The following is a 26,404-nucleotide window of genomic DNA, read 5'->3' as shown; positions in this document are numbered from 1 at the left end:
AAATTATGGCGTTTCACCTGTGAAACTTAATTTTATTTTTCCTTTAATAAACAATGAGTTTCATAGGTGAACCATTTTCCCCCTGTGACAATCACGCGCATAAAAAATAGAAATAAGCGAAAAATAAGGCAGGCGTTATGACGGCAAGATGGCAAGGCACAGTGGCATTGTTATTACTCATTATTATTTCCTACGTCGACCGGGTAAATATTTCCGTCATGATTTTAAACCCGGAATTTGCCCAGCATTTTCAGCTAAATGAAAACAGAATGTTACAAGGAATGCTGATGACCTGTTTTCTGCTGGGTTATGGATTTTCGGCTTTATTATTAACGCCGGTTATTGAAAGTAAACTCCATTATCGACAGGGATTATTGAGCAGCATAGCGATTTGGGCAGCGGTATGCGCCATTTCCCCGCTGCTCGGATCGCTGATGGGCATGCTTATCGCACGCACGATCCTGGGGATCGCTGAGGGGCCGCTCTTTTCGCTGAAAACGCGCTTCATCAGCGATCACTTTAGCGCGCAGGAGATCGGCAAACCCAACGCCGTGACCGCGCTGGGCGTCTCGCTCGGGCTGGCCGTGGGCTTTCCGCTGGTGACATGGCTGATGGCGCATCTCGGCTGGGCCGGGTCGTTTTATGCCCTGGCGGTACTGAACCTGGTGCTGGGTGGCGGCCTTGTCTGGCGCTTCCTGCCCGCGCCGCGGGGTGCGGAGCAGATCAAAAAACCGGGCTTCGCAGAGACGTTTTCGCTTGCCTGGCAGACGCCGCTGCTCGGGTGGATCCTGCTGGTGGAGATTGCCACCCTGAGCTATCTCTGGGGGAGCAGCGCCTGGCTGCCCGCGTGGCTGCGCGATGAGCATCATTTCTCGCTGCACGCTACGGGCATGCTTGCGGCCATTCCCTTCCTGCTGAGCCTGGGCTCGAAGTTCCTCGGCGGGGTACTGCTCGACAAAATGCGCCCGGAACAGGCGCCGGTGCTGTTTGTGGTGGGCGGCGCGCTGACGGCGCTGTCCGTGGTCGCGCTGATGCTCAGCCATCAGCCTGCCTGGCTGGCGCTGTTTATGCTCTCGGCGAATATCTTCTGGGGGCTACAGGGGGCGGCTATTCCGGCGGTGATCCAGCATCACGCCGCGCGGGAAGCGGTGGGCAGCGCTTACGGCATTATCAATGGGATCGGCAATATCTGCGCGGCGTTTATTCCGCTGCTGATGGGGATGGTGATGAGGTCGGTGGGGTCGGTCAGCTCAGGCTTTTCGGTGCTGGTCGTCTCGCAGGCAATTACCCTGCTTGCCGGGGGAATGTTGCTGCTGCGCATGCGTCGCGCAGCAGCAATCAGCGCGTAAGGCTTATTCGCCTTTTTTCGCCGCCTGGATGTAGAGCATTTCCAGCGCCAGGGTCGCCGCGGCAAGCGCGGTGATCTCGGACTGGTCATAGGCTGGCGCCACTTCCACCACGTCCATCCCAACGATGTTCAGATCCTTCAGGCCACGCACCAGCTTGATGGCGCGGTCTGACGTCAGGCCGCCAATCACTGGCGTGCCGGTACCCGGTGCAAACGCCGGATCCAGGCAGTCGATGTCAAAGGTCAGATACACGGGCATATCACCGACGATCTGCTTAACCTGAGCCAGAATATCGTCCACGCCGCGATCGTTCACCTGGCCGGCGTCCAGCACGGTGAAGCCGTTATCTTTGTCGAACTCGGTACGGATGCCGATCTGCACGGAGTGGTTCGGATCGATCAGGCCTTCTTTCGGCGCGGTGTAGAACATGGTGCCGTGATCGAACTCGCAGCCGTTCGCGTAGGTGTCGGTATGCGCATCGAAGTGCACCAGCGCCATTTTACCGAAGTGCTTCGCGTGGGCGCGCAGCAGCGGCAGAGTGACGAAGTGGTCACCGCCGAAGGAGAGCATGCGCTTGCCGGCCGCCAGCAGTTTCTCTGCGTGCGCCTGCAATTTTTCGCTCATTTCGCGCGCGTCGCCGAAGGCGTACACCAGGTCACCGCAGTCCACCACGTTCAGGCGCTCGCGCATGTCGAAGTTCCACGGGAAGCGGTTGTGCTCCCAGGCCAGGTTGGTGGAAACCTGACGGATTGCCGCCGGGCCGTGACGACCACCCGCACGACCGGAGGTTGCCATGTCGAACGGTACGCCGGTGATCACCCAGTCAGCGTCGCTGTCGTACGGCTGGAAGTTCATTGGAAGGCGTAAAAAACCAAACGCGTTAGATACCAAAGAGTTATCGTACTGATGACCTAAAGTGCTCATGTCCAGACCTCTTTTAACGTCGATACATTAAAAACAGATGAAAAAAAATCCCCTCCGCGTCGTTAAACCCGACGAGGAAGGGATTGATTCGTAAATCGCATATTAGGGCGAATTATCGCCGTTAATTCATACGGGTTCAAGTGAGTATAGCATTCTGTCGGATGGCGGCTGCTCCTTATCCGGCCTACATTCGTAGGCCCGGTAAGCGCAGCGCCACCGGGCATTGGCGGCACAGCAGCCTGATGCCCTCACCCCACCCCTCTCCCACACGGAGAGGGCGTTTTACCTACTCGTCTTCCAGGTAGGTGTACCCGTACAGACCCGCTTCAAACTCTTCCAGGAACTGCTGCTGCAAGGCATCGTCCAGACCGGTGTTTTTCACCTGATCGCGGAACTGGGTGAGCAGTTTTTTCGGATCCAGCTGCACGTATTCGAGCATGTCCGCCACGGTGTCCCCTTCGTCGGACAGCTCAACCTCGACGCTGCCGTCAGGGAAGACAAACACGTCAACCGCTTCGGTATCGCCGAACAGGTTGTGCATGTTGCCGAGGATCTCCTGATACGCACCCACCATAAAGAAGCCCAGCATGGGCGGGTTCTCAGGATCGTACTCCGGCATTGGCATCGTCGTTGCGATACCATCACCGTCAACGTAGTGGTCAATCGCGCCGTCAGAGTCACAGGTGATGTCCAGCAGCACCGCGCGACGTTCCGGGGCGTGGTTCAGGCCTTCCAGCGGCAGAACCGGGAACAGCTGGTCGATACCCCAGGCATCCGGCATCGACTGGAACAGGGAGAAGTTGACGTACATTTTGTCCGCCATACGCTCCTGCAACTCGTCGATAATTGGACGATGCGCGCGGTTACTCGGGTCGAGCTGTTTCTGCACTTCATGGCACATGTTCAGATAGAGCTGCTCGGCCCAGGCACGCTCTTGCAGGCTAAAAGTGCCTGACGAGTAGCCGACGTGAATATCGTGCAGGTCCATCTGGCTGTCGTGCAGCCATTCGCGCAGGGAGCGACGCGTGCCCGGCTCGTGCATCTCCTGCCAGGTTTCCCACATGCTTTGCAGGGAACGTGGGGCATCGTCTGCCGGAGGCGTGGCTTCGGTGATTTCGCTACGCTCGACGCCGATGATGTTAGACACCAGCACCGTATGGTGCGCGGTAACCGCGCGGCCAGATTCGGTGATCACCGTCGGGTGCGGCAGGCCGTGCTCTTCGCAGGCATCGCCAATCGCCCAGATGATGTTGTTGGCGTATTCGTTCAGGCCGTAGTTGACCGAGCAGTCAGACTGGGAGCGGGTCCCTTCGTAGTCCACGCCCAGGCCGCCGCCCACATCAAAGCACTGGATGTTCACGCCAAGCTTATGCAGCTCAACGTAAAAACGCGCGGATTCACGCACGCCGGTGGCGATGTCGCGGATATTGGCCATCTGCGAGCCGAGGTGGAAGTGCAGCAGCTGAATGCTGTCCAGACGTCCGCGCTCGCGCAGAATCTCCACCAGCTGAAGCACCTGGTTCGCCGCGAGGCCAAACTTGGATTTTTCACCGCCGGAAGACTGCCATTTACCGGAACCCTGCGACGCCAGTCGCGCACGCACGCCAAGGCGCGGGATCACGTTCAGACGCTCGGCCTCTTCCAGCACGATCGCGATTTCGGTCATCTTCTCGATCACCAGATAGACCTTGTGGCCCATCTTCTCGCCAATCAGCGCCAGACGGATGTATTCGCGGTCTTTATAGCCGTTACAGACGATCACCGACCGGGTCATGCCCGCGTGCGCCAGAACGGCCATCAGCTCCGCTTTGGAACCGGCTTCCAGGCCCAGCGGCTCGCCGGAGTGGATCAGGGACTCAATCACGCGGCGGTGCTGGTTTACCTTGATCGGGTAAACGAGGAAATAGTCGCCGTTATAACCATACGATTCGCGCGCGCGTTTGAAGGCGGCGTTAATAGAACGCAGGCGATGTTGCAGGATCTGCGGGAAGCAGAACAGTGCAGGCAAGCGCTGGCCCTGCGCTTCACGGGCTTTCACCAGCTTAGCGAGATCCACGCGCGCTTCCGGGACGTCCGGATCCGGGCAGACGCTGATATGGCCCAGTTCGTTAACGTCGTAGTAGTTATTGCCCCACCAGGCAATATTGTAAGTGCGCAGCATCTTGCTGGCTTCCTGGGAGCTCATCGCAACCTCCTGCATAGAACGTAGTACACCCTGTTCGCCTGCTGACGAAGGCGAAAGCGAAGACATGTCGTCAGACATAGCGAACCTCAACTCTTTGTAGTAAGTGTAAAACAGTTGACTACTATCGCAGCGTTATACGGCGATAACAACCCATTAACGGCTCCATTTCCCAGCAGAGTATGCTGAAATCCAGACCGTGCGACCGGTTTCTTATTCATATCATTGTAAAACACGTATCCGAACTCTGTATGACAAGGTTCGGCGAAACCACGAGAAAACTCCTGTATTAACAAGAGCGCCCTTGTTCAGTTTTCACAAAGCGTGACCGGCTCTGGAATCCTGAGAAGCACCGAGATGGGTATAACATCGGCAGGTGTTTAAACCAGAAGTGCGGGTGGGAATCACATGCGCGCCAGAACGGCTGCGCTGAATGAGCGGAAAACGATGGTTCATTATCTCGTATCACCTCCACGGCCGCCTCTGCTGAAACGGACCACAAGCCAAAGCTAAAAGTTCACTGCTTAACCCGGCTGGAAGTGGCGACACGATGTGTTCATCGAGCGCTGATTTTATATGAGCCGCGCGCCGCGTTTTATACCGAGAAGGTCGCTAAAAAGCAAAATAAAAATGTGCAGGTTGCCAGCGCCGTCAGGAAAAATTTCCAGCAATGTTTTCAACGCAGTGAGAGGTGAGTCAAAAAAAACTGGAAATCGGGCGAAGAAGTGACCTAAAATAGCCATCCAGATGTTAATCCATCCATACCGATTAACACTCAGACTGCCAGTGTCAAAATCCTGTAGGCCTTGGTAGAATTATCTCCTTTGGCTATTCCACACAGCAGCTTGAGCTAACCAAATTCCTCTTAGGTGAAATAAAACATGGCAAAACACCTGTTTACGTCCGAGTCCGTATCAGAAGGACATCCTGATAAAATTGCTGACCAAATCTCCGATGCGGTGCTGGATGCGATCCTCGCGCAGGATCCAAAGGCGCGCGTAGCGTGTGAAACCTATGTCAAAACCGGCATGGTTCTGGTTGGCGGTGAGATCACCACCAGCGCATGGGTTGATATCGAAGAGATCACCCGTAACACGGTACGTGAGATCGGCTATGTGCATTCTGATATGGGCTTTGATGCCAACTCCTGCGCCGTACTGAGCGCGATTGGCAAACAGTCTCCGGACATCAACCAGGGCGTTGACCGTGCCGATCCGCTGGAACAGGGCGCGGGCGACCAGGGCCTGATGTTCGGCTATGCGACCAACGAAACCGACGTGCTGATGCCGGCCCCTGTGACTTACGCACACCGTCTGGTGCAGCGTCAGGCTGAAGTCCGTAAAAACGGCACTCTGCCGTGGCTGCGTCCGGATGCGAAAAGCCAGGTGACCTTCCAGTACGACGACGGGAAAATCGTCGGTATCGATGCCGTGGTTCTCTCCACGCAGCATGCTGAAGAGATTGATCAGAAATCGCTGCAAGAAGCGGTGATGGAAGAGATCATCAAGCCGGTTCTGCCGACTGAGTGGCTGAGCTCTGCGACCAAATTCTTCATCAACCCAACCGGACGCTTTGTTATCGGCGGGCCTATGGGTGACTGCGGTCTGACCGGTCGTAAAATCATCGTTGATACCTACGGCGGCATGGCGCGTCACGGTGGCGGTGCATTCTCCGGTAAAGATCCGTCTAAAGTTGACCGTTCTGCCGCGTATGCTGCGCGTTATGTGGCGAAAAACATCGTTGCTGCCGGCCTGGCTGACCGCTGTGAGATTCAGGTTTCCTACGCTATCGGCGTGGCTGAGCCAACCTCCATCATGGTGGAAACCTTCGGTACTGAAAAAGTGCCTTCAGAACAGCTGACCCTGCTGGTGCGCGAGTTCTTCGACCTGCGCCCATACGGCCTGATTCAGATGCTGGATCTGCTGCACCCAATCTACCAGGAAACTGCCGCGTACGGTCACTTTGGTCGCGAACATTTCCCATGGGAAAAAACCGACAAAGCCGCTCTGCTGCGTGACGCTGCCGGTCTGAAGTAATCGACTGACAGCTGCTAAAACAGGCCAGCCTTTGTGCTGGCTTTTTTTATGCCGGGTGGCGGCTGCGCCTTACCCGACCTACGATTATGTAGGCCGGGTAAGGCGCAGCCGCCACCCGGCAATCTTTGAAACCGCTTACACTATGCCGGATATACCCCGCTTTCAGAATATTCTCTTTGCATGATCGTAATTCTTCTGCTGTTACATTTCCTTTCAGTTAAGTCTGAAATTCATGCAAACGCGATGCATATCAATTAATTTACCTCTATATTTTCAAAGCTTTAATTATTTTTACGGTTACGGGTTAGTGTAACCGATTACACCATTGTGATTTGTCTCACATATTTTTATGAGCCGCTCACCTACCCTTAATATCGATAAAACTGATAACCCAACTGGAGGGCATAATGCCTGACAATAATAAACAGGGGCGTACGTCCAATAAGGCAATGACGTTCTTCGTCTGCTTCCTTGCCGCTCTGGCAGGATTACTCTTTGGCCTGGATATTGGCGTCATCGCCGGTGCATTACCTTTCATCGCCGATGAGTTCCAGATTAGCGCACACACTCAGGAATGGGTGGTTAGCTCCATGATGTTCGGCGCCGCCGTCGGCGCGGTCGGCAGCGGCTGGCTCTCCTTTAAGCTCGGGCGTAAAAAGAGCCTGATGATCGGCGCGATCCTGTTCGTTGCCGGCTCATTGTTCTCTGCCGCTGCGCCTAACGTTGAAGTGCTGATCCTCTCCCGCGTGCTGCTGGGTCTGGCAGTGGGCGTGGCGTCTTACACTGCCCCGCTGTACTTGTCTGAAATCGCGCCGGAAAAAATTCGCGGCAGCATGATTTCCATGTATCAGCTGATGATCACCATCGGTATTCTCGGGGCTTATCTCTCCGATACCGCGTTCAGCTACAGCGGCGCATGGCGCTGGATGCTGGGTGTGATCATCATCCCTGCCGTCCTGCTGCTGATCGGCGTCTTCTTCCTGCCGGACAGCCCGCGCTGGTTTGCCGCCAAACGACGCTTCCACGATGCCGAACGCGTGCTCTTACGCCTGCGTGATACCAGCGCCGAAGCTAAAAACGAGCTGGAAGAGATCCGCGAAAGCCTGAAGGTGAAACAGTCCGGCTGGGCGCTGTTCAAAGAGAACAGCAACTTCCGCCGCGCGGTGTTCCTCGGCGTGCTGTTACAGGTCATGCAACAGTTCACCGGGATGAACGTCATCATGTATTACGCGCCAAAAATCTTCGAACTGGCGGGTTACACCAACACCACCGAGCAGATGTGGGGCACCGTGATCGTCGGCCTGACCAACGTGCTGGCGACCTTTATCGCCATCGGTCTGGTGGACCGCTGGGGACGTAAGCCAACCCTGACGCTGGGCTTCCTGGTGATGGCTGTCGGTATGGGCGTGCTGGGTACCATGATGCACCTGGGCATTCACTCTCCAACGGCACAGTACTTCGCCGTGGCGATGCTGCTGATGTTTATCATTGGGTTTGCGATGAGTGCCGGTCCGCTGATTTGGGTACTGTGCTCTGAGATCCAGCCGCTGAAAGGGCGTGATTTTGGTATCACCTGCTCTACCGCAACCAACTGGATTGCCAACATGATCGTCGGCGCAACGTTCCTGACCATGCTCAATACCCTGGGTAACGCCAATACCTTCTGGGTCTACGCGGGTCTGAACCTGTTCTTTATTGTTCTCACAATCTGGCTGGTTCCTGAAACCAAACACGTTTCACTGGAACACATTGAACGTAACCTGATGAAAGGTCGTCCTCTGCGCGAAATCGGCGCACACGACTGATCCTCTTGCGGGAGGCGCCTCTTGCGCCTCCCCGCTTCCCGCTTTATGCTCTGCCCCTATGAAAGCTCCCCGTCTCCCCATCGCCATTCAGCAAGCCGTTATGCGCAGCCTGCGGGAAAAACTCGCCCTGGCCAACCTGAAGCTCGGCCGCAGTTATCCTGAACCGAAGCTGGTCTATCAGCAGCGCGGCACCGCGGCAGGCACCGCCTGGCTGGAAGCCTACGAGATCCGCCTGAACCCGGTGTTGATGATGGAAAATCAGCAGGCGTTTATCGAAGAAGTGGTGCCGCACGAGCTGGCCCATCTTCTGGTGTGGAAACACTTTGGCCGCGTCGCGCCGCACGGCAAAGAGTGGAAGTGGATGATGGAGGCGGTGCTCGGCGTTCCGGCACGCCGAACCCATCAGTTCGAGCTGGAATCGGTGCGCCGCAATACCTTTCCCTACCGCTGCCAGTGCCAGCAGCACCAGCTTACCGTCCGCCGCCACAACCGCGTGGTGCGGGGCGAGGCGACCTACCGCTGCGTGAAGTGTGGCGAACCGCTGGTCGCGGAATAATCAACTGAACTATCAGGAACTTTCCTGATCTGACTGATTGCATACAGGAACAACATTCGTTACGTTGCGGGCTCGTTTTGACACGGAGTGTAAGATGTCCCGTAATGTTTCTCTCGCGGTCGCTTTTCTGGCGACGGCGCTTTCCGGCCATGCTCTGGCCGACGGTATTCACAGTTTTTCTCAGGCTAAAACGGCAGGCGTAAAGATTAACGCTGACGTGCCGGGTGATTTCTACTGCGGCTGTAAAATCCACTGGCAGGGTAAAAAAGGGATCGTGGACCTGGAGTCCTGCGGCTATAAGGTGCGCAAGAACGAGAACCGCGCCAGCCGAATCGAATGGGAACACGTTGTTCCGGCCTGGCAGTTTGGCCACCAGCGCCAGTGCTGGCAGGATGGCGGACGTAAGAATTGCGCAAAAGATCCGGTCTATCGCCAGATGGAAAGCGATATGCACAACCTGCAACCCGCCGTGGGTGAAGTCAATGGCGATCGCGGTAACTTCATGTACAGCCAGTGGAACGGTGGCGAAGGCCAGTACGGTCAGTGCGCGATGAAGGTCGATTTCAAAGATAAAGTAGCCGAACCGCCTGCGCGCGCGCGCGGCAGCATCGCCCGTACGTACTTCTATATGCGCGACCGCTACCATCTCAACCTTTCCCGCCAGCAGACGCAGCTGTTCAATGCCTGGGACAAACTCTATCCGGTAACGGACTGGGAATGCCAGCGCGACGAACGTATTGCCAACGTCCAGGGGAATCACAACCCTTACGTCCAGCGGGCTTGCCAGGCGCAAAAGAGCTAACCTACACTACGCCCATTCGCTTATATCGCATGACATATGGAATTTCTGACTATGCGCATCCCTCGCATCTATCACCCTGAACTGATTACCGCTGGCGGCGAAATCGCCCTGTCTGATGATGCTGCAAACCACGTAGGCCGCGTGCTGCGCATGGGTGCAGGCCAGGCCATTCAGCTCTTCGACGGTTCTAATCATGTTTTCGACGCTGAAATTACGCGCGCCGACAAAAAAAGCGTGCACGTAAAGGTGCTGCGTGGCGAAGTGGACGACCGGGAATCCCCGCTGCACATTCACCTCGGCCAGGTGATGTCGCGCGGGGAAAAGATGGAGTTCACCATTCAGAAATCCATTGAACTGGGTGTAAGCCTCATTACGCCACTTTTTTCTGAGCGCTGCGGCGTTAAACTGGATGCGGAACGTCTGAACAAAAAGCTCCAGCAGTGGCAGAAAATTGCCATTGCGGCCTGCGAACAGAGTGGCCGGAACCGTATTCCGGAGATCCGCCCGGCGATGGATCTGGAGGACTGGTGTGCAGAAGAGGAAAGTGGGCTTAAGCTTAATCTTCATCCGCGCGCCAGCGCCAGCATCAATACGCTGCCGCTGCCCGTTGAGCGCGTACGCCTGCTGATTGGCCCGGAAGGCGGCCTGTCGGCTGACGAAATCGCCATGACGGCGCGTTACCAGTTTACTGATATTCTGTTGGGACCTCGCGTTCTGCGCACTGAGACAACGGCACTCACAGCCATTACCGCGCTACAGGTACGGTTTGGCGATCTGGGTTGACCCATTAACGGAGAAGAAGATGATTAAGCTCGGCATCGTGATGGACCCCATCGCAAACATTAACATCAAGAAAGATTCCAGCTTCGCTATGCTGCTGGAAGCGCAGCGTCGCGGCTATGAACTCCACTACATGGAGATGAACGATCTTTACCTGATCAACGGTGAAGCCCGCGCACGCACCCGCATCGTTAACGTCGAGCAGAACTACGACAAATGGTACGAATTTGGCACCGAGCAGGATATTGCCCTGGCCGACCTCAACGTCATCCTGATGCGTAAAGATCCGCCGTTCGACACCGAATACATTTACTCCACCTATATCCTTGAGCGTGCCGAAGAGAAAGGAACGCTGATCGTCAACAAGCCGCAGAGCCTGCGCGACTGCAACGAGAAGCTTTACACCGCCTGGTTCTCTGACCTGACGCCGGAAACGCTGGTCACCCGCAGCAAAACGCAGCTGAAAGCATTCTGGCAGAAGCACGGCGACATCATCATGAAGCCGCTGGACGGCATGGGCGGCGCGTCGATCTTCCGCGTGAAGGACGGCGATCCGAACATTGGCGTGATTGCCGAAACGCTGACCGAGCTGGAAACCCGCTACTGCATGGCGCAGAACTATCTGCCTGCCATCAAAGACGGCGACAAGCGCGTGCTGGTCGTAGACGGCGAGCCGGTGCCTTACTGCCTGGCGCGCATCCCGCAGGGCGGCGAAACCCGTGGCAACCTGGCGGCCGGCGGCCGTGGCGAACCGCGTCCGTTAAGCGAAAGCGACTGGGAAATTGCCCGCCGCGTCGGTCCTACGCTGAAAGCTAAAGGTCTGATCTTCGTCGGCCTCGATATCATCGGCGATCGCCTGACCGAAGTGAACGTCACCAGCCCGACCTGCATTCGTGAAATTGAAGCGGAATTCCCGATCTCGATCACCGGAATGCTGATGGATGCTATCGAAAAACGTTTACAGAAATAACCTGTGACAGCGCCTGTGTTTATCCCCATACTGGGCGCTGTCGCTTTTTAAACCAGGAAACAGTACCTCTGACAATGAATTTACAGCATCACTTTCTTATTGCCATGCCTGCTCTCCAGGATCCGATTTTCCGCCGCGCCGTGGTGTACATTTGTGAATACAACGAAGACGGCGCGATGGGGATTATCATCAACAAGCCGCTGGAAAACCTCCAGGTTGAAGGGATTCTGGACAAGCTGAAAATCCCCGCTGAAGCGCGACTGCCGGAGATCCGTCTCGATAAACCGGTGATGCTGGGCGGCCCGCTTGCAGAAGATCGTGGCTTTATCCTGCATACCCCGCCGGTTTTCTCGTCCAGTATTCGTATCTCCGATAACACCGTCGTCACGACGTCTCGCGACGTGCTCGAAACGCTGGGCACGGCAAATCAGCCTTCTGAAGTGCTGGTTGCGCTCGGCTACGCCTCCTGGGAAAAAGGGCAGCTGGAACAAGAAATTCTGGACAACGCCTGGCTCACAGCCCCTGCGGATATGAATATCCTGTTCAAAACCCCTATTGCCGATCGCTGGCGCGACGCGGCGAAGCTGATTGGCATTGATATTCTGACCATGCCTGGCGTTGCGGGGCACGCGTAATGAGCGGCACCCTTCTCGCCTTCGACTTCGGCACCAAAAGCATCGGCGTCGCCGTGGGTCAACGGATCACCGGCACCGCCCGCCCCCTCACGGCGCTGAAAGCTAACGACGGCACGCCGGACTGGAACCTTATCGAGCGCCTGCTCAAGGAGTGGCAGCCGGACGACGTGATTGTCGGCCTGCCGCTGAACATGGACGGCACCGAGCAACCGCTTACCGCCCGCGCGCGCAAGTTCGCGAACAAAATCCATGGCCGCTTTGGCGTCTCCGTTAAGCTGCACGATGAACGTCTGAGCACCGTTGAAGCGCGCGCTGGCCTGTTCGAGCACGGCGGCTTCCGGGCGCTGAACAAAGGCAGCGTGGATTCTGCTTCCGCCGTCATTATCCTCGAAAGCTATTTCGAACAAGGTTACTGAGCGCCGGGGCTTACAACCGCCCCTGCGCCCGCCGCTCTGCCAGACTCTGCTCAAAGTTCTGCATCCCCGCCTGCTGCCCCGTTTGGATAATGCCCGGAAGTTGCCAGGTTTTGCCTTCGCGGATCAGGTTCGCCGCCGCAGAGGTGTTCACCAGTAATTCGTACAGCGCCACGCGCCCGCCCTGGAGATCCTGACGCAGCTTCTGCGCCAGCACCGCGCGCAGGCTTCCCGCCAGCTGATTGCGCACCGGATCTTTTTCCTGCGCCGGGAAGGTATCGACCAGGCGCTCAATGGCCTGCGCCGCCCCACGCGTGTGCAGCGTGGCTAAAACCAGATGGCCGGTCTCAGCCGCCGTCAGCGCCAGGCGTATCGTCTCGCTGTCGCGCAGCTCGCCAAGCAGAATCACATCCGGATCTTCACGCAGGGCGCTGCGCAGGGCCTCGGCAAAGGACGGGCTGTGCTGGCCTATCTCGCGCTGCTGGATCAGACAACGTTCGCTCTGGTACATAAACTCCACCGGATCTTCCAGGGTCAGAATATGCCCGTCCGTATGGTGATTGAGGAAATCGACCATCGCGGCCAGGGTGGTCGATTTTCCGCTGCCGGTGGCGCCGGTGACCAGAATCAGGCCATTGTCATGGGTCAACAGCGCCGGGATCGCTCGCGGCACGCCCAATGCAGAGAGCTGCGGGCACGTCAGCGGCAACAGCCGCAGCGCGATCGAAGCGCCGTGCATATGCTTAAACGCACTGCCGCGCAGCCGCTGACCGCCTGCGAGGGTAACGGCAAAATCCACCTGCCCGTTTGCCCACCATGTGCCCTGCTGTTCGTCGTTGAGCCACGCTTTTATTAATCCGTCCACATCCGGGGGCGGAAACGGCGCCGGTTCAAGCCGGCCTAACCTGCGCCAGCGCGGTGGCGAATCACTGCACAGGTGTAGATCGGAGACGTTATGCTTTACACTAAGGGCCACAATTTCTTCCACATCCATAGACTACTCCTCGGAAAATGAACGACATTGCGCATAACCTGGCACAGGTCCGGGACAAAATCTCAGCCGCTGCAACGCGTTGCGGCCGTGCTTCAGAAGAAATTACGTTGCTTGCAGTCAGCAAAACCAAGCCTGCGAGCGCCATCGCAGAAGCGATTGCCGCCGGCCATCGCGCTTTCGGCGAAAACTATGTGCAGGAAGGGGTGGATAAGATTCGCGCTTTCCGGGAACAGGGCAATACGGACCTGCAATGGCACTTTATCGGCCCGCTACAGTCGAACAAAAGCCGACTGGTAGCAGAGCACTTCGACTGGTGCCACACCATCGATCGTCTGCGCATCGCCACCCGTCTGAGCGACCAGCGCCCGGCAGAGATGCCAGCGCTTAACGTGCTGATTCAAATCAACATCAGTGATGAAAACAGCAAGTCCGGCATTACGCTGGGCGAGCTGGATGCGCTGGCGGCTGAGGTGGCGGCGCTGCCGCGCTTAACCCTGCGCGGGCTGATGGCAATTCCGGCGCCTGAGTCAAGTTATGAAAGGCAGTTTGCCGTGGCACAGCAAATGGCTGTAGCATTTGAGGCGCTTAAAGCGCGCTATGACACGGTAGACACGCTTTCTCTGGGCATGTCGGACGATATGGAAGCCGCCATTGCGGCAGGCAGCACCATGGTGCGCATCGGCACGGCTATTTTCGGTGCGCGCGATTACACCCAATAATAAGGAAAACTGAGGAACGCCATGAAGACGTTGACTTTCCTGCTCTCAACGGTCATTGAACTGTATACGATGGCGCTGCTGCTGCGCGTCTGGATGCAGTGGGCCCGTTGTGATTTTTACAATCCATTCTCACAATTTATCGTGAAAATCACGCAGCCCGTTGTGGGGCCGCTTCGCCGCATCATTCCGGCAATGGGGCCGATTGACAGTTCATCCCTGCTGATGGCGTTTATTCTGAGCGTTATCAAAGCGATCGTGCTGTTTATGGTCATTACTTTCCAGCCGATTATCTGGATTTCAGCCGTTCTGATTCTCGTGAAAACCGTCGGCCTGCTGATCTTCTGGGTCCTGCTGGTGATGGCGATCATGAGCTGGGTAAGCCGGGGCCGTAGCCCGGTGGAATACGCGTTGATTCAGCTGACGGAACCGCTGCTGCGTCCGATTCGTAGCCTGCTGCCTGCCATGGGCGGGATCGACTTCTCCCCGATGCTCCTCGTTCTGCTGCTGTACGTGCTGAATATGGGTATCGCGGAACTGTTGCAGGCGACGGGCAATATGCTGCTGCCGGGGCTGTGGATGGCGTTATGAGTGCAGTAAGCCCCTGCGCCGACGGGCTGGTTTTACGGCTGTACATTCAGCCGAAAGCCAGCCGCGACAGCATTGTTGGGCTGCATGGCGACGAGTTAAAAGTCGCCATCACCGCCCCGCCGGTTGACGGCCAGGCGAATGCGCATCTGACCAAATACCTGGCTAAACAGTTTCGCGTCGCTAAAAGCCAGGTCATCATTGAGAAAGGTGAACTTGGCCGCCATAAACAGGTAAAAATCCTTAATCCGCAATCTATCCCGACGGAAGTCGCGGCTCTGACAGAACAGGACTAAACCATGCAGAAAGTTGTTCTCGCCACCGGTAACGCCGGTAAAGTGCGCGAGCTGGCCTCGCTATTAAATGATTTTGGGCTGGACGTGGTGGCTCAGACCGAGCTGGGCGTGGATTCCGCCGAAGAGACGGGCCTGACGTTTATCGAAAACGCCATTCTGAAAGCGCGCCACGCCGCGCAGATCACGGGGCTGCCCGCGATTGCCGATGACTCCGGTCTGGCCGTGGATTTTCTCGGCGGTGCGCCGGGGATTTACTCCGCCCGCTATTCCGGGGTGGACGCCACCGACCAGCAGAATCTGGAAAAGCTGCTCGTGGCCCTGAAGGACGTTCCCGACGAACAGCGTACCGCGCAGTTCCACTGCGTGCTGGTCTACATGCGTCATGCGGAAGACCCAACGCCGATCGTCTGTCACGGCAGCTGGCCGGGCGTGATTACCCGTGAAGCGGCGGGCAACGGCGGCTTTGGCTATGACCCGATTTTCTTTGTCCCGACCGAGGGCAAAACCGCTGCGGAACTGACCCGCGAAGAAAAAAGCGCGATCTCCCACCGTGGTCGCGCGCTGAAACTGTTACTGGAAGCGTTACGTAATGGCTAATTTGCCGCCTCTGAGTCTTTATATTCATATCCCGTGGTGCGTGCAGAAATGCCCGTACTGTGATTTCAACTCGCACGCGCTGAAGGGCGAAGTGCCGCACGATGATTACGTCGCGCATCTGCTGGCCGACCTGGATGCCGATGTACCGTACGCGCAGGGACGTGAGGTAAAGACCATTTTCATTGGTGGCGGTACGCCGAGCCTGCTCTCAGGCCCGGCGATGCAGACGCTGCTGGACGGCGTGCGTGCGCGCCTGAAGCTGGCAGCGGATGCTGAAATTACGATGGAAGCCAACCCCGGCACCGTTGAGGCCGACCGTTTTGTCGAGTATCAGCGCGCAGGCGTGAACCGTATCTCCATCGGCGTGCAGAGCTTTAGCGAGCCGAAGCTGAAGCGTCTGGGGCGCATTCACGGCCCGGAAGAGGCAAAGCGGGCGGCAAACCTGGCAACGGGGCTTGGGCTGCGCAGTTTTAATCTCGACTTGATGCACGGCCTGCCGGACCAGTCGCTGGAAGAGGCGCTGGACGATTTGCGTCAGGCGATTGAACTGAACCCGCCGCATCTGTCGTGGTATCAGCTCACCATTGAGCCGAACACGCTGTTTGGCTCCCGCCCTCCGGTGCTGCCGGACGACGAAGCGCTGTGGGATATCTTCGAGCAGGGTCACAGGCTGTTAACCGCGGCAGGGTATCAGCAATATGAAACCTCGGCGTATGCGAAGCCGGGCTATCAGTGTCAGCACAACCTGAACTACTGGCGTTTTGGTGATTATCTGGGGATTGGCTGCGGCGCTCACGGCAAAGTGACCTTCCCGGACGGTCGCATTCTGCGTACCGCCAAAACGCGTCATCCGCGCGGATTTATGGAAGGCCGCTACCTGGAGCGTCAGCACGACGTCGAGGCGGCGGACAAGCCGTTTGAGTTCTTTATGAACCGCTTCCGTCTGCTGGAAGCCGCGCCGCGCGCCGAATTTTCGCGTTATACCGGGTTACCGGAATCAGCGATTCGCCCGCAGATTGACGAGGCGCTGGCGCAGGGGTATCTGACGGAATGTGATGATTACTGGCAGATCACCGAGCACGGTAAGCTGTTCTTAAACTCCCTTCTTGAGCTGTTCCTCGCTGAAGGATCCTGAAGGCTGATTCAGGATTTTGCATCCCGTTCTGCCGGCTGAGGGAAAGGCTGGCAGAGTGTGGGGATGGAAATTATTCGTTCATACGCAAAGCGGCTCAGACGCGAGCTGACACCTGAAGAAAGACGGCTTTGGCATTTGCTGCGCAGCCGCCGTTTCGAAAATTATAAATTTCGTCGACAGCATCCGGCAGGCAACTACATTCTGGATTTCGCCTGCTGCGAGGTGCGGCTGGCAGTTGAGCTGGACGGCGGACAGCATGATGAAAATCAGGAATACGATCGCCAACGGACGTTGTGGTTGAAGCAAAAGGGCTGGCACGTCATTCGGTTCTGGAACAATGAACTCTGGAATAACGAAGAGGGCGTGTTAGATAAGATCCTTGAAACGCTGCAAGCGCTGCAACCCTCACCCCAGCCCTCTCCCTGAAAGGGAGAGGGAGCAAACCATCTCACTTTTTAGCAAACGGGTGTAAAAAAAGATCCATGAAACACCGCAAATGCTGCAACCCTCACCCCTGCCCTCTCCCTGAAAGGGAGAGGGAGCAAACCATCTCACTTTTTAGCAAACGGGGGTAAAAAAAGATCCATGAAACACTGCAAATGCTGCAACCCTCACCCCTGCCCTCACCCTGAAAGGGAGAGGGTGCAAATCATTCCCTCGCCCCTTTGGGGAGAGGGTTAGGGTGAGGGGCCCTGCGCGCAGAGGCGTTACTTCAACGTCCCCACCAGCGCTTTCCGGCTATCTTCCAGCGACACCACGCGCTTACACACGTCTTTGCCGAACTGCTGGAAATCAGCTTCCTGATTCTTCCACTCGTTCTGAATTGAGGTTTGCAGTCCACCCAGGCTACCCAGTACGCCCTGCAACGGATTACCGCCGCCCTTCAGCACCGCCTGGGCGCCCATCTCGTTAATGCTGTCCTGGAGAATGCCGCCCATCGCCTGGTTCACCAGCTGCTGACCGTCGGCACGCACCTGATCGATCGCCTTATAGTGGAACGTCAGGCCATCAGAGCGCGTCTCGATAATACGGTTCATCTGCTCTTTCAGCTGTTTATCCAGCTTGGTCAGGCGGGTACGCATATTGCTGCTCTCCCCCACCTCTTTAGTGATGATTTTATCCAGCGCCACGCGGCTCTTTTCAACGCGGGTCAGCGCGCCGTTGTTGATCCACGGCAGCGCGGTGCGCAGCTCGGCCTGGTAGTCCATCGCCTGCTCGCGCTGGGCGGCCGTCAGGTTTTGCGGTTTGCCGTTAAAGGTCACGTTGCCATCCGGCGTAATCACCAGATTGCCATTCTCGCCCTTAACCTGCACGGTTTGCGGACTCAACACCACGTCATCGCGCGGGGTGACGCTACATTTATATTCCGCATGGGCGGTGGATCCGATTGCCAGTAAAGCAACAGCCAGCAACGTTTTGCGCATCTTTAACACTCCCTCAGACAAAATGGGCCAGCTAATGCTGGCCCCGTACCTGCTTTATTAGTCCCACCAAACGTCGAAAAGTTCGCTCACGCGGACATCTTCCATCTTGTGGTCTTCAAGCCATTTACGTACCAGCGCCTGATGTTCTTCGGTGCATTTACCCACTTCCTGGGTGCAGATCAGACCTTCCCACGCCAGATAGCCGCTACCGTCGAAGGCCAGCTTGTTTGGTTCGATGACCTCGTTGATGAACGCATCAACGTCCTGATCGATCTGCTCAACGCTGGTGCCTTCCGGGAAACGCCAGGCAACGGAGAAGCCCACTTCCTGGAATTCTTCGATGTGCATCTTTTTACGCAGACGACGGCTACGATTCTTTGCCATTATTTCACCCTCTCGAACATTAAGTCCCATACGCCGTGACCAAGACGATGGCCACGCTGTTCAAATTTTGTCACCGGACGTGAATCCGGACGCGGTACGTAGTCGTTGCTCTCGGACTGGTTTTTATATCCGTCCAGCGACGACATCACTTCCAGCATGTGTTCCGCATAAGGTTCCCAGTCGGTCGCCATGTGGAAAACGCCGCCCAGCTTGAGCTTACTTTTCACCAGCTCGGCAAACGGTGCCTGAACGATACGGCGTTTATTATGACGCGCTTTGTGCCATGGGTCAGGGAAAAAGAGCTGAACCATGTTCAAAGAATTGTCAGGAATCATTTTGTGCAGCACTTCCACCGCGTCGTGACACATCACGCGCAGGTTCTCAACGCCCTCTTCGTGGGCCGTTGCCAGGCACGCGCCGACGCCCGGCGAGTGTACTTCTATGCCGAGGAAGTTCTGCTCCGGGCGCGCTTTCGCCATAGTGACCAGCGAGGTGCCCATACCAAACCCGATCTCCAGCGTGACGGGCGCGTCGCGGCCAAACAGCTCGGTAAAGTCGAGCGGCTGCTCGCTGAACTCAACGCCCATCACCGGCCAGTAGTTGTCCAGCGCGTGTTGCTGCCCTTTTGTCAGGCGGCCCTGACGGCGGACAAAGCTGCGAATACGGCGCAGCGGGCGACCGTTTTCATCAAATTCCGGTGAAATGACGTCGTTTTTCATAAAAGAGTTGTCTGCTTGTGAGAGTGTTCGGGAAACGGGCATTATCCAAAGTTAAGGCTTCTATGCAAGCATGGGAAAGATCCGGTTTACAGCAGATTGACGCTGTGCTGCAATCTGCGTCCCTGATTATGCGAATCGATGACCATGCAAGCCTCTCAATTTTCAGCCCAGGTGCTGGACTGGTACGACAAATACGGGCGTAAAACCCTGCCCTGGCAAATTGAAAAAACGCCCTACAAAGTATGGCTCTCCGAGGTGATGTTGCAACAAACGCAGGTCGCCACGGTTATTCCCTACTTCGAGCGTTTTATGGCGCGCTTCCCGACGGTCACCGACCTGGCAAACGCGCCGCTGGACGAAGTGCTGCACCTGTGGACCGGGCTGGGCTATTACGCCCGTGCGCGCAACCTGCATAAGGCCGCGCAGCAGGTCGCCACGCGCCACAACGGTAAATTCCCGGAAACCTTCGACGAGGTGGCGGACTTACCCGGCGTCGGGCGTTCAACCGCAGGCGCGATCCTCTCCCTTTCATTAGGCAAGCATTTCCCGATCCTCGACGGCAACGTGAAGCGCGTGCTCGCACGCTGCTACGCCGTTGACGGCTGGCCGGGTAAGAAAGACGTTGAAAAACGCCTGTGGGAAATCGCTGAAGCGGTCACCCCGGCGAAGGGCGTAGAGCGTTTTAACCAGGCGATGATGGATCTCGGCGCGATGGTCTGCACGCGCTCAAAACCGAAGTGCGAACTCTGCCCGGTGAACAACCTCTGCGTGGCGTATGCCAACCAGTCATGGGCGCAGTATCCGGGTAAGAAACCCAAACAGACGCTGCCGGAGCGCACCGGCTATATGCTGCTGATGCAGCACGGCGACGACGTCTTCCTCACCCAGCGCCCGCCGAGCGGCCTGTGGGGTGGTCTATACTGCTTCCCACAGTTTGAAGATGAAGCCTCGCTTCGGGAATGGCTTGAACAGCGCGGCATTGCGGCAGATACCCTGACGCAGCTGAACGCGTTCCGCCATACCTTTAGCCATTTCCATCTGGATATTGTGCCTATGTGGCTTCCCGTGTCCTCGTTCACCTCCTGCATGGATGAAGGCACCGCTCTCTGGTATAACTTAGCGCAACCGCCATCAGTCGGGCTGGCGGCTCCCGTGGAGCGCCTGTTACAGCAATTACGTGTCGGTGCAATGGTTTAGCATCGGCAACACAAAGAGGAATGAGTATGGCCAGAACCATTTTTTGTACTTTCCTACAGCGCGACGCTGAAGGCCAGGATTTCCAGCTCTACCCGGGCGACCTGGGTAAGCGCATCTATAACGAGATCTCCAAAGAAGCCTGGGGACAGTGGCAGAAAAAACAGACCATGCTGATCAACGAGAAAAAGCTCAGCATGATGAACCCGGAGCACCGCAAGCTGCTGGAGCAGGAGATGGTGAACTTCCTGTTCGAGGGCAAAGACGTCCACATCGAAGGCTATACGCCACCGGAAAAATAATACTCTGCGGCTGTTGCCCGGCGGCGCTTTGCTTGCACGGGCCTACAGTTTTGTAGGCCGGGTAAGCGCAGCGCCACCCGGCGAAAGCAACGACTAAGCAAACACAACACGCACTCCCGGAATGATGAAAAAACTTTTAGCGCTAGCACTTGTTGCGCCGTTGCTTGTGTCTTGTTCTTCCAAAAAGGGCGATAGCTATAACGAAGCCTGGGTTAAGGACACCAACGGTTTTGACATTTTGATGGGGCAGTTTGCCCACAACATCGAAAATATATGGGGATTTAACGAAGTCCTGATTGCCGGACCGAAGGACTACGTTAAGTACACCGACGCCTATCAGACCCGTAGCCACATCAACTTCGATGACGGTACGATTACGGTTGAAACCATCGCGGGGACTGAACCTGCGGCGCATTTACGTCAGGCCATCATCAAGACCCTGCTGATGGGCGACGATCCGGGATCTATCGATCTCTACTCTGATGCCGATGACATTACTATCTCCAAAGAGCCGTTCCTGTATGGCCAGGTCGTAGACCAGACCGGTCAGCCGATCCGCTGGGAAGGCCGCGCCACCAAATTCGCTGACTACCTGCTGCAAAACCGCCTGAAAAGTCGCACCAACGGCCTGAAGGTGATTTACAGCGTGACCATTAACCTGGTGCCTAACCACCTCGACAAGCGTGCGCATAAGTATCTGGGCATGGTGCGTCAGGCGTCGCGTAAGTATGGCGTGGACGAGTCGCTGATCCTGGCGATTATGCAGACCGAATCCTCGTTCAACCCGTACGCGGTGAGCCGTTCCGACGCGCTGGGGCTGATGCAGGTTGTGCAGCACAGCGCCGGTAAAGACGTGTTCCGCTCGCAGGGGAAATCCGGCACGCCGAGCCGCAGCTACCTGTTCGATCCGCAAAGCAACATTGATACCGGCACGGCCTATCTGGCGATGCTGAACAATGTCTATCTCGGCGGAATTGATAACCCAACGTCACGCCGCTATGCGGTGATCACCGCCTACAACGGCGGGGCGGGCAGCGTGCTGCGCGTCTTCTCGAACGACAAGGTGCAGGCTGCGAATATCATCAACAGCATGGCGCCGGGGGACGTGTACGCTACTCTCACCACCCGCCACCCGTCTGCGGAATCCCGCCGGTACCTGTATAAGGTGAATACGGCGCAGAAAAACTATCGTCGTCGATAATCAACACACCTTCTCCTGTAAGGAGAAGGTGTTCTGCTTCTCTCCATCCATACGAAAATGCTATTTGCATCACAATCCAGACTGCAAATTAATGTGGATTGCATTTTTTTGCGGGAGGTAACAAAACATAACCTCGCCTGCTGATAGAATTGCATCAAATAACAACCCTGAATGTTCCTATAACAACATATCTCCCGCTCACTTGTGAGGAAAGTAACATGAACCTTAAGCTGCAGCTTAAAATCTTGTCGTTTCTGCAGTTCTGCCTGTGGGGTAGCTGGCTGACTACACTCGGCTCCTATATGTTTGTGACGCTCAAGTTTGATGGTGCGTCAATCGGTGCCGTCTACAGCTCGCTGGGTATTGCGGCTGTTTTCATGCCAACACTGCTCGGTATCGTGGCGGATAAATGGTTAAGTGCGAAATGGCTGTATATGCTTTGCCATCTGGTGGGTGCGGGGACGCTGTTTATGGCGGCCGAAGTGACCACGCCGGGGGCGATGTTTATGGTGATCCTGCTTAACTCGCTGGCGTATATGCCAACGCTTGGGCTGATCAACTCCATCTCCTACTACCGCCTGAAATCTGCCGGCCTGGATATCGTCACCGACTTCCCGCCAATCCGTATATGGGGCACCATCGGCTTTATCATGGCGATGTGGGGCGTAAGCTTCGCGGGCTTCGAGCTGAGCCACATGCAGCTGTATATTGGTGCTGCGCTCTCCGTACTGCTGGCGCTGTTTACCCTGACGCTGCCAACCATTCCGGTGTCTAACCAGCAGAAAAACCAGAGCTGGAGCACCATGCTTGGCCTGGACGCCTTCGCCCTGTTCAAAAACAAGCGCATGGCGATCTTCTTTATCTTCTCCATGCTGCTGGGCGCGGAGCTGCAAATCACCAACATGTTCGGCAACACCTTCCTGCACAGCTTCGATAACGATCCGCTGTTTGCCGGGAGCTTTATCGTTGAGCACGCGTCGGTGATGATGTCTATCTCGCAGATCTCCGAGACGCTGTTCATCCTGACCATCCCGTTCTTCCTGAGCCGCTACGGCATCAAAAACGTCATGCTGATCAGTATCGCCGCGTGGATGCTGCGCTTCGGCCTGTTCGCCTACGGCGACCCGAGCGCGTTCGGTACCGTGCTGCTGGTGCTGTCGATGATTGTTTACGGCTGCGCCTTCGACTTCTTCAACATCTCCGGTTCGGTGTTTGTGGAAAAAGAGGTGAAGCCTGAAATCCGCGCCAGCGCGCAGGGCATGTTCCTGATGATGACCAACGGCTTCGGCTGTATTCTGGGCGGCGTGGTGAGCGGTAAAGTGGTTGAGATGTACACCACCAACGGCATTACCGACTGGCAGCCCGTGTGGCTGATCTTCGCGGCGTATTCGCTGGTGCTGTTCTTCGCGTTCCTCGCGCTGTTCAAGTACAAGCACGTTCGCGAACCGCACGGTGCGCAGCCGATCGCACATTAATTGTTGTGCCCGGTGGCGCTTCGCTTACCGGGCCTACAAAACCAGACCGTAGGCCGGGTAAGGCGTAGCCGCCACCCGGCTATTTTATAGCAGACAGCACCCACCCCACCGACAGCAAATCCGCGCTGCCGCCCGGACTCAGGTTTCGTTCAATCAACGCGCTATCCATCCTCAGCAACGCATCGCGATCCCAGCCGTTCGCCAGCAGTTCCCGCGCGTAACGTTGTACGTAGCGCAGCCCCTCCATACCGCCGCGCGACACCAGATTGCTGTCCTGGTTGATGGCCATCAGGCGTAACAACAGGTCATGAAGGGAATTCCCCTTCCACTGCTTCAGCGCGTTACGCACCGTGCTGAAGCCGCTTTCTGCCTCGCCGCGCGCGCCGGTGAGACCGTACAGCTGAAACTGCCGCTCGCCCGCCGTTGCCTGCCCGCTGCGCCCGGCGAGCTCACGCGCCACCAGTCCACGACAAATGTTACTTACCTCACAACAGAGGCTGCCGGCGGAGACATTTTTCACACGCCCGGCAGCGAAGCAGAGCAAACCGAGTGCAAAAATCCCGCCCTTGTGCGTGTTTACCCCGTCCGTCGCGGCGTACATCGCCTGTTCGCAGGCCATCCCCATCGGGCGGATAATCCGCAGCTGCTGAGCGGCTGGCTTGTCCGCATGAGCCTCACCCAGCTCCGCAAAACGGGCAAACCACGGCGTAATCGCCGTAATGCTGCGGACAAACAGGGCATGATCCATATCGCGATGGGAACCGTTGTTAAGCTTGTCCACCAGCCCCGGCTTGGGCGTCAGCTCCAGCTCCTGCCACAGCGCCGCTTCGGCAAGCGCGGGCACATCAATCGGGCGCGGTTTAGTCGCGAGCAAACCAGTCATCGATCGTCTTCTCCACGCGGGAAACTACCTGCTCAACGGGATGGCGCCGCGAACGGGAGCAGGCATGCGCGGGCTCGTCACAGATCAGGCAGCGCCTGAGGTTTGCCCCCAGCGACTGGCGCCCGACGTGGCCGTTCTGAGGACAGATGACATCCAGGTCCCACAGCCTGCCGAGCGGGTGCGTCTGCTCCAGTTCCGCACAGTGCGCTTTGATTTCCGCCGCCGGATGGGCGACGCACCACAAGGCTTCCGGTCCGGTGGGCAGCCACAGCACCTGGCGGTCCAGCACCTGCCAGCGGTTCTCCCACAGCAGCTGGTCGCACATCTGGAGCGCCACGCCCATGGTGTTGCGATAGCGCAGGCTGTCTTTAATGTCCCCGGGCGTGACCAGCGTGAGGGAAATCACCGGTTGTTGATAGTGCGTGAGCATGTCGGCCTGGCGCGCCGCGCGGCGATCTTTCGCCGCCAGCAGTTCGTCCAGGCTGACACCCGTCCGCACGGGTGTCGCTGAAATCATACTGACTCCTTCACCTGTCGCACGGTGTCGATCACGCTGCCGTCGCGGTAGCGGATGACGCCGACGATTTTGTCGGTAAATTCAATCGGTTTCGGTACACCGGTCAGGGAGATCGCCCGCTCGTAGAGCGCATGGATATCCACAACCTTTAATCCTGCCGCCATCAGACGCTCGCGGATCTCCGGGCGCGCCGGGTTGACCGCAATGCCGTGGTCGGTGACCAACACGTCGATGCTCTCTCCCGGCGTGAGGCGCGTGGTGACGCGCTTGACCACCGTCGGAATGCGGCTGCGCAGCAGCGGCGCGACGACGATGGTCAGGTTGGCTGCCGCCGCCACGTCGCAGTGCCCACCGGATGCGCCACGCATCACGCCGTCGGAGCCGGTGATGACGTTAACGTTAAAATCAATGTCAATTTCCAGGGCGCTGAGGATCACCACGTCAAGCTGGTCGCAGCTTGCCGCCTTGCTGCCGGGGTTGGCGTAGACGTTGGTGGAGATCTCAACGTGGTTCGGATTGCGCGCCAGCGAAGCCGCCGCCTGGCCATCAAAGCACTGGGTGTCGAGCAGCTTTTCGATAAGCCCCTTCTCGTGCAGATCCACCAGGCTGCCGGTGATGCCGCCGAGCGCGAAGCGGGCCTTCACGCCGCTGCGCTCCATCTTCTCTTCCATAAAGCGGGTGCAGGCGGTGGCCGCCGCGCCGGAGCCGGTCTGCATCGAGAAGCCCGGTTTGAAATAGCCGGAGTGCTCAATCACGTCCGCCGCATAGCGGGCGATCATCAGCTCGCGCGGGTTGCTGGTGACGCGCGCCGCACCGACGCTGATTTTCGCCGGATCGCCCACGCTCTCCACCTGCACGACGTAGTCCACCTGGTCCTGCACCAGGCTGGCGGGCATATTCGGGAACGGCACCAGTTCTTCGGTCAGCAGCACCACCTTGCGGGCAAAGTGCGCGTCCACCATGGCGTAGCCCAGCGAACCGCAGCACGATTTTCCGTGCGTCCCGTTGGCGTTGCCAAACGCATCGCTGCACGGCACGCCGAGAAACGCCACGTCGATGTTCAGTTCGCCGTCCTGGAGCAGCTTCACGCGCCCGCCGTGGGAGTGAATCTGTACCGGCTCGTCCATCAGCCCGTGGGAGATGGCGTCCGCCAGCCTGCCGCGCATGCCGGAGGTGTAAATCCGGGTAATCACGCCGCTTTCGATATGCTCGATCAGCGCGTCGTTGCAGGTCATCAGCGAGCTGGAGGCCAGGGTCAAATTTTTAAATCCCATCCGCGCCAGCAGCGCCACAACGGTGTTGATCACCCGGTCGCCTTCGCGAAAGGCATGGTGGAAGGAGATGGTCATTCCGTCCTGCAAGCCGCTGCGCGCTACGGCTTCTTCGAGGGAGGCACAGAGCTTGCGGTTGTGCTTCGCGTCGCTGTCCGCCAGCCAGGGCGTCGCGCTGTGGGCGGTATCAAAGGTCTTTAAGTCCCGCAGATGGGGGAAGTTCACGTGGAGAAGTTCTGTCTGATTCATTTTGTCA

General features: G+C 57.3%; 30 protein-coding genes. 19 read left to right on the top strand and 11 right to left on the bottom strand.

Going from position 1 to position 26,404, the window contains the following annotated elements; all coding sequences use genetic code 11:
- Positions 1-137: 137 nt before the first annotated feature.
- Positions 138-1,349: an MFS transporter gene (locus tag N5C09_RS20630; protein WP_279749789.1), complete on the top strand. Its 1,212-nt coding sequence runs from the start codon at positions 138-140 to the stop codon at positions 1,347-1,349.
- Positions 1,350-1,352: 3 nt separating this feature from the next.
- Here N5C09_RS20630 and speB read toward each other — a convergent pair whose 3' ends face one another.
- The 4 genes from speB to N5C09_RS20610 form a co-directional block, all read right to left on the bottom strand.
- A complete protein-coding gene (gene speB / locus N5C09_RS20625) occupies positions 1,353-2,273 on the bottom strand; it encodes an agmatinase (RefSeq protein ID WP_017382921.1) in 921 nt (306 codons plus the stop codon).
- 286 nt (positions 2,274-2,559) lie between these two features.
- Positions 2,560-4,536, bottom strand: a complete 1,977-nt coding sequence (gene speA / locus N5C09_RS20620; protein WP_022649348.1) for a biosynthetic arginine decarboxylase — start codon at positions 4,534-4,536, stop codon at positions 2,560-2,562.
- An 8-nt stretch (positions 4,537-4,544) separates the two neighbouring features.
- Entirely contained in the window at positions 4,545-4,676 is a 132-nt protein-coding gene (gene yqgB, locus N5C09_RS20615) for an acid stress response protein YqgB (protein ID WP_129741668.1), read from the bottom strand.
- Positions 4,677-5,027: 351 nt separating this feature from the next.
- Complete coding sequence (locus N5C09_RS20610) at positions 5,028-5,198, bottom strand: hypothetical protein (RefSeq protein WP_279749788.1); 171 nt, start codon at positions 5,196-5,198, stop codon at positions 5,028-5,030.
- A 138-nt stretch (positions 5,199-5,336) separates the two neighbouring features.
- Between N5C09_RS20610 and metK the strand changes: the two genes are divergently transcribed.
- The 8 genes from metK (at position 5,337) to ruvX (ending at position 12,455) form a co-directional block, all read left to right on the top strand.
- Positions 5,337-6,491 (top strand): methionine adenosyltransferase, encoded by a 1,155-nt coding sequence (gene metK, locus N5C09_RS20605; protein WP_003860037.1) that lies wholly within the window; start codon positions 5,337-5,339, stop codon positions 6,489-6,491.
- 407 nt (positions 6,492-6,898) lie between these two features.
- Positions 6,899-8,296, top strand: coding sequence for a galactose/proton symporter (gene galP / locus N5C09_RS20600; protein ID WP_063867839.1), 1,398 nt, complete (start codon positions 6,899-6,901; stop codon positions 8,294-8,296).
- 58 nt (positions 8,297-8,354) lie between these two features.
- Positions 8,355-8,852, top strand: coding sequence for a SprT family zinc-dependent metalloprotease (locus tag N5C09_RS20595; protein ID WP_193526987.1), 498 nt, complete (start codon positions 8,355-8,357; stop codon positions 8,850-8,852).
- A 94-nt stretch (positions 8,853-8,946) separates the two neighbouring features.
- On the top strand, positions 8,947-9,654 hold the full coding sequence (gene endA / locus N5C09_RS20590) for a deoxyribonuclease I (RefSeq protein ID WP_063867834.1): 708 nt from the start codon (positions 8,947-8,949) through the stop codon (positions 9,652-9,654).
- A 51-nt stretch (positions 9,655-9,705) separates the two neighbouring features.
- On the top strand, positions 9,706-10,437 hold the full coding sequence (rsmE, locus tag N5C09_RS20585) for a 16S rRNA (uracil(1498)-N(3))-methyltransferase (protein WP_279749787.1): 732 nt from the start codon (positions 9,706-9,708) through the stop codon (positions 10,435-10,437).
- Positions 10,438-10,456: 19 nt separating this feature from the next.
- Complete coding sequence (gene gshB, locus N5C09_RS20580; protein ID WP_279749786.1) at positions 10,457-11,404, top strand: glutathione synthase; 948 nt, start codon at positions 10,457-10,459, stop codon at positions 11,402-11,404.
- Positions 11,405-11,478: 74 nt separating this feature from the next.
- On the top strand, positions 11,479-12,039 hold the full coding sequence (locus N5C09_RS20575; RefSeq protein ID WP_022649353.1) for a YqgE/AlgH family protein: 561 nt from the start codon (positions 11,479-11,481) through the stop codon (positions 12,037-12,039).
- Positions 12,039-12,455, top strand: a complete 417-nt coding sequence (gene ruvX, locus N5C09_RS20570) for a Holliday junction resolvase RuvX (RefSeq protein WP_006811925.1) — start codon at positions 12,039-12,041, stop codon at positions 12,453-12,455. The genes N5C09_RS20575 and ruvX overlap by 1 nt, the downstream gene beginning before the upstream one ends.
- A 10-nt stretch (positions 12,456-12,465) precedes the next feature.
- Here ruvX and N5C09_RS20565 read toward each other — a convergent pair whose 3' ends face one another.
- On the bottom strand, positions 12,466-13,446 hold the full coding sequence (locus N5C09_RS20565) for a type IV pilus twitching motility protein PilT (protein ID WP_279749784.1): 981 nt from the start codon (positions 13,444-13,446) through the stop codon (positions 12,466-12,468).
- Between the two features lie 17 nt (positions 13,447-13,463).
- On the opposite strand from N5C09_RS20565, the gene N5C09_RS20560 reads away from it, so the two are divergent.
- From N5C09_RS20560 to N5C09_RS20535, 6 genes are all read left to right on the top strand, one after another.
- Entirely contained in the window at positions 13,464-14,165 is a 702-nt protein-coding gene (locus tag N5C09_RS20560) for a YggS family pyridoxal phosphate-dependent enzyme (protein ID WP_063451232.1), read from the top strand.
- Between the two features lie 21 nt (positions 14,166-14,186).
- A complete protein-coding gene (locus tag N5C09_RS20555) occupies positions 14,187-14,753 on the top strand; it encodes a YggT family protein (protein ID WP_063451231.1) in 567 nt (188 codons plus the stop codon).
- Positions 14,750-15,046: a DUF167 family protein YggU gene (gene yggU / locus N5C09_RS20550; RefSeq protein ID WP_003860023.1), complete on the top strand. Its 297-nt coding sequence runs from the start codon at positions 14,750-14,752 to the stop codon at positions 15,044-15,046. The genes N5C09_RS20555 and yggU overlap by 4 nt, the downstream gene beginning before the upstream one ends.
- 3 nt (positions 15,047-15,049) lie before the next feature.
- Positions 15,050-15,643 carry an XTP/dITP diphosphatase gene (locus N5C09_RS20545; protein WP_015571839.1) on the top strand — a complete coding sequence of 198 codons (594 nt, stop codon included), beginning with the start codon at positions 15,050-15,052 and terminating at the stop codon, positions 15,641-15,643.
- Entirely contained in the window at positions 15,636-16,778 is a 1,143-nt protein-coding gene (hemW, locus tag N5C09_RS20540; RefSeq protein ID WP_279749783.1) for a radical SAM family heme chaperone HemW, read from the top strand. The genes N5C09_RS20545 and hemW overlap by 8 nt, the downstream gene beginning before the upstream one ends.
- Positions 16,779-16,841: 63 nt before the next feature.
- Positions 16,842-17,204 carry an endonuclease domain-containing protein gene (locus tag N5C09_RS20535; protein WP_279749782.1) on the top strand — a complete coding sequence of 121 codons (363 nt, stop codon included), beginning with the start codon at positions 16,842-16,844 and terminating at the stop codon, positions 17,202-17,204.
- A 281-nt stretch (positions 17,205-17,485) separates the two neighbouring features.
- On the opposite strand, the gene N5C09_RS20530 is transcribed toward N5C09_RS20535, so the two are convergent.
- Genes N5C09_RS20530 through trmB form a run of 3 tightly spaced genes read right to left on the bottom strand, consistent with a single transcriptional unit; the run spans position 17,486 to position 19,305 of the window.
- Entirely contained in the window at positions 17,486-18,202 is a 717-nt protein-coding gene (locus N5C09_RS20530; protein ID WP_107533729.1) for a DUF2884 domain-containing protein, read from the bottom strand.
- A 57-nt stretch (positions 18,203-18,259) separates the two neighbouring features.
- Positions 18,260-18,586 carry a YggL family protein gene (locus tag N5C09_RS20525; protein WP_006178455.1) on the bottom strand — a complete coding sequence of 109 codons (327 nt, stop codon included), beginning with the start codon at positions 18,584-18,586 and terminating at the stop codon, positions 18,260-18,262.
- Positions 18,586-19,305, bottom strand: coding sequence for a tRNA (guanosine(46)-N7)-methyltransferase TrmB (trmB, locus tag N5C09_RS20520; RefSeq protein ID WP_022649361.1), 720 nt, complete (start codon positions 19,303-19,305; stop codon positions 18,586-18,588). Before trmB ends, N5C09_RS20525 begins: the two co-directional genes overlap by 1 nt.
- A gap of 144 nt (positions 19,306-19,449) precedes the next feature.
- On the opposite strand from trmB, the gene mutY reads away from it, so the two are divergent.
- The 4 genes from mutY to N5C09_RS20500 all read left to right on the top strand — a co-directional run bounded on the left by mutY (position 19,450) and on the right by N5C09_RS20500 (position 23,477).
- A complete protein-coding gene (gene mutY / locus N5C09_RS20515; RefSeq protein WP_279749781.1) occupies positions 19,450-20,502 on the top strand; it encodes an A/G-specific adenine glycosylase in 1,053 nt (350 codons plus the stop codon).
- 26 nt (positions 20,503-20,528) lie between these two features.
- On the top strand, positions 20,529-20,801 hold the full coding sequence (locus N5C09_RS20510) for an oxidative damage protection protein (RefSeq protein WP_003862425.1): 273 nt from the start codon (positions 20,529-20,531) through the stop codon (positions 20,799-20,801).
- A gap of 124 nt (positions 20,802-20,925) precedes the next feature.
- Positions 20,926-22,002: a membrane-bound lytic murein transglycosylase MltC gene (gene mltC / locus N5C09_RS20505; protein WP_112791628.1), complete on the top strand. Its 1,077-nt coding sequence runs from the start codon at positions 20,926-20,928 to the stop codon at positions 22,000-22,002.
- Positions 22,003-22,220: 218 nt separating this feature from the next.
- Positions 22,221-23,477: a nucleoside permease gene (locus N5C09_RS20500; protein ID WP_063451223.1), complete on the top strand. Its 1,257-nt coding sequence runs from the start codon at positions 22,221-22,223 to the stop codon at positions 23,475-23,477.
- Positions 23,478-23,556: 79 nt separating this feature from the next.
- On the opposite strand, the gene citG is transcribed toward N5C09_RS20500, so the two are convergent.
- The 3 genes from citG to citF are packed head-to-tail and all read right to left on the bottom strand — an operon-like array spanning position 23,557 to position 26,397.
- Positions 23,557-24,360, bottom strand: coding sequence for a triphosphoribosyl-dephospho-CoA synthase CitG (citG, locus tag N5C09_RS20495; protein WP_279749780.1), 804 nt, complete (start codon positions 24,358-24,360; stop codon positions 23,557-23,559).
- The gene (gene citX, locus N5C09_RS20490; RefSeq protein ID WP_279749779.1) at positions 24,338-24,877 is read right to left on the bottom strand and encodes a citrate lyase holo-[acyl-carrier protein] synthase; all 540 of its coding nucleotides are present in this window, start codon (positions 24,875-24,877) and stop codon (positions 24,338-24,340) included. Before citX ends, citG begins: the two co-directional genes overlap by 23 nt.
- Positions 24,874-26,397, bottom strand: coding sequence for a citrate lyase subunit alpha (citF, locus tag N5C09_RS20485; RefSeq protein ID WP_279749778.1), 1,524 nt, complete (start codon positions 26,395-26,397; stop codon positions 24,874-24,876). Before citF ends, citX begins: the two co-directional genes overlap by 4 nt.
- Positions 26,398-26,404 lie beyond the last annotated feature (7 nt).

Origin of the sequence: Enterobacter sp. GD03975, from assembly GCF_029838645.1 — a bacterium.
In the GTDB taxonomy this organism is placed as follows: Bacteria; Pseudomonadota; Gammaproteobacteria; order Enterobacterales; family Enterobacteriaceae; genus Enterobacter; species Enterobacter quasihormaechei.
Note: the sequence above shows the minus strand (reverse complement) of the source record. Positions and strands in the feature narration are given on the sequence as shown.

Excerpts from the sequence above, each read along its gene's own strand:
- trmB (WP_022649361.1), bottom strand. The coding sequence starts at position 19,305 with ATGAAAAACGACGTCATTTCACCGGAATTTGATGAAAACGGTCGCCCG.
- N5C09_RS20555 (WP_063451231.1), top strand. The coding sequence starts at position 14,187 with ATGAAGACGTTGACTTTCCTGCTCTCAACGGTCATTGAACTGTATACG.
- N5C09_RS20560 (WP_063451232.1), top strand. The coding sequence starts at position 13,464 with ATGAACGACATTGCGCATAACCTGGCACAGGTCCGGGACAAAATCTCA.
- hemW (WP_279749783.1), top strand. The coding sequence starts at position 15,636 with ATGGCTAATTTGCCGCCTCTGAGTCTTTATATTCATATCCCGTGGTGC.
- N5C09_RS20510 (WP_003862425.1), top strand. The coding sequence starts at position 20,529 with ATGGCCAGAACCATTTTTTGTACTTTCCTACAGCGCGACGCTGAAGGC.
- N5C09_RS20535 (WP_279749782.1), top strand. The coding sequence starts at position 16,842 with ATGGAAATTATTCGTTCATACGCAAAGCGGCTCAGACGCGAGCTGACA.
- mltC (WP_112791628.1), top strand. The coding sequence starts at position 20,926 with ATGAAAAAACTTTTAGCGCTAGCACTTGTTGCGCCGTTGCTTGTGTCT.
- ruvX (WP_006811925.1), top strand. The coding sequence starts at position 12,039 with ATGAGCGGCACCCTTCTCGCCTTCGACTTCGGCACCAAAAGCATCGGC.
- yggU (WP_003860023.1), top strand. The coding sequence starts at position 14,750 with ATGAGTGCAGTAAGCCCCTGCGCCGACGGGCTGGTTTTACGGCTGTAC.
- citF (WP_279749778.1), bottom strand. The coding sequence starts at position 26,397 with ATGAATCAGACAGAACTTCTCCACGTGAACTTCCCCCATCTGCGGGAC.
- N5C09_RS20575 (WP_022649353.1), top strand. The coding sequence starts at position 11,479 with ATGAATTTACAGCATCACTTTCTTATTGCCATGCCTGCTCTCCAGGAT.
- speA (WP_022649348.1), bottom strand. The coding sequence starts at position 4,536 with ATGTCTGACGACATGTCTTCGCTTTCGCCTTCGTCAGCAGGCGAACAG.
- endA (WP_063867834.1), top strand. The coding sequence starts at position 8,947 with ATGTCCCGTAATGTTTCTCTCGCGGTCGCTTTTCTGGCGACGGCGCTT.
- metK (WP_003860037.1), top strand. The coding sequence starts at position 5,337 with ATGGCAAAACACCTGTTTACGTCCGAGTCCGTATCAGAAGGACATCCT.
- N5C09_RS20610 (WP_279749788.1), bottom strand. The coding sequence starts at position 5,198 with ATGGCTATTTTAGGTCACTTCTTCGCCCGATTTCCAGTTTTTTTTGAC.
- rsmE (WP_279749787.1), top strand. The coding sequence starts at position 9,706 with ATGCGCATCCCTCGCATCTATCACCCTGAACTGATTACCGCTGGCGGC.
- citG (WP_279749780.1), bottom strand. The coding sequence starts at position 24,360 with ATGACTGGTTTGCTCGCGACTAAACCGCGCCCGATTGATGTGCCCGCG.
- N5C09_RS20500 (WP_063451223.1), top strand. The coding sequence starts at position 22,221 with ATGAACCTTAAGCTGCAGCTTAAAATCTTGTCGTTTCTGCAGTTCTGC.
- mutY (WP_279749781.1), top strand. The coding sequence starts at position 19,450 with ATGCAAGCCTCTCAATTTTCAGCCCAGGTGCTGGACTGGTACGACAAA.
- gshB (WP_279749786.1), top strand. The coding sequence starts at position 10,457 with ATGATTAAGCTCGGCATCGTGATGGACCCCATCGCAAACATTAACATC.
- galP (WP_063867839.1), top strand. The coding sequence starts at position 6,899 with ATGCCTGACAATAATAAACAGGGGCGTACGTCCAATAAGGCAATGACG.
- yqgB (WP_129741668.1), bottom strand. The coding sequence starts at position 4,676 with ATGAATAAGAAACCGGTCGCACGGTCTGGATTTCAGCATACTCTGCTG.
- N5C09_RS20545 (WP_015571839.1), top strand. The coding sequence starts at position 15,050 with ATGCAGAAAGTTGTTCTCGCCACCGGTAACGCCGGTAAAGTGCGCGAG.
- N5C09_RS20630 (WP_279749789.1), top strand. The coding sequence starts at position 138 with ATGACGGCAAGATGGCAAGGCACAGTGGCATTGTTATTACTCATTATT.
- citX (WP_279749779.1), bottom strand. The coding sequence starts at position 24,877 with ATGATTTCAGCGACACCCGTGCGGACGGGTGTCAGCCTGGACGAACTG.
- N5C09_RS20565 (WP_279749784.1), bottom strand. The coding sequence starts at position 13,446 with ATGGATGTGGAAGAAATTGTGGCCCTTAGTGTAAAGCATAACGTCTCC.
- N5C09_RS20595 (WP_193526987.1), top strand. The coding sequence starts at position 8,355 with ATGAAAGCTCCCCGTCTCCCCATCGCCATTCAGCAAGCCGTTATGCGC.
- speB (WP_017382921.1), bottom strand. The coding sequence starts at position 2,273 with ATGAGCACTTTAGGTCATCAGTACGATAACTCTTTGGTATCTAACGCG.
- N5C09_RS20525 (WP_006178455.1), bottom strand. The coding sequence starts at position 18,586 with ATGGCAAAGAATCGTAGCCGTCGTCTGCGTAAAAAGATGCACATCGAA.
- N5C09_RS20530 (WP_107533729.1), bottom strand. The coding sequence starts at position 18,202 with ATGCGCAAAACGTTGCTGGCTGTTGCTTTACTGGCAATCGGATCCACC.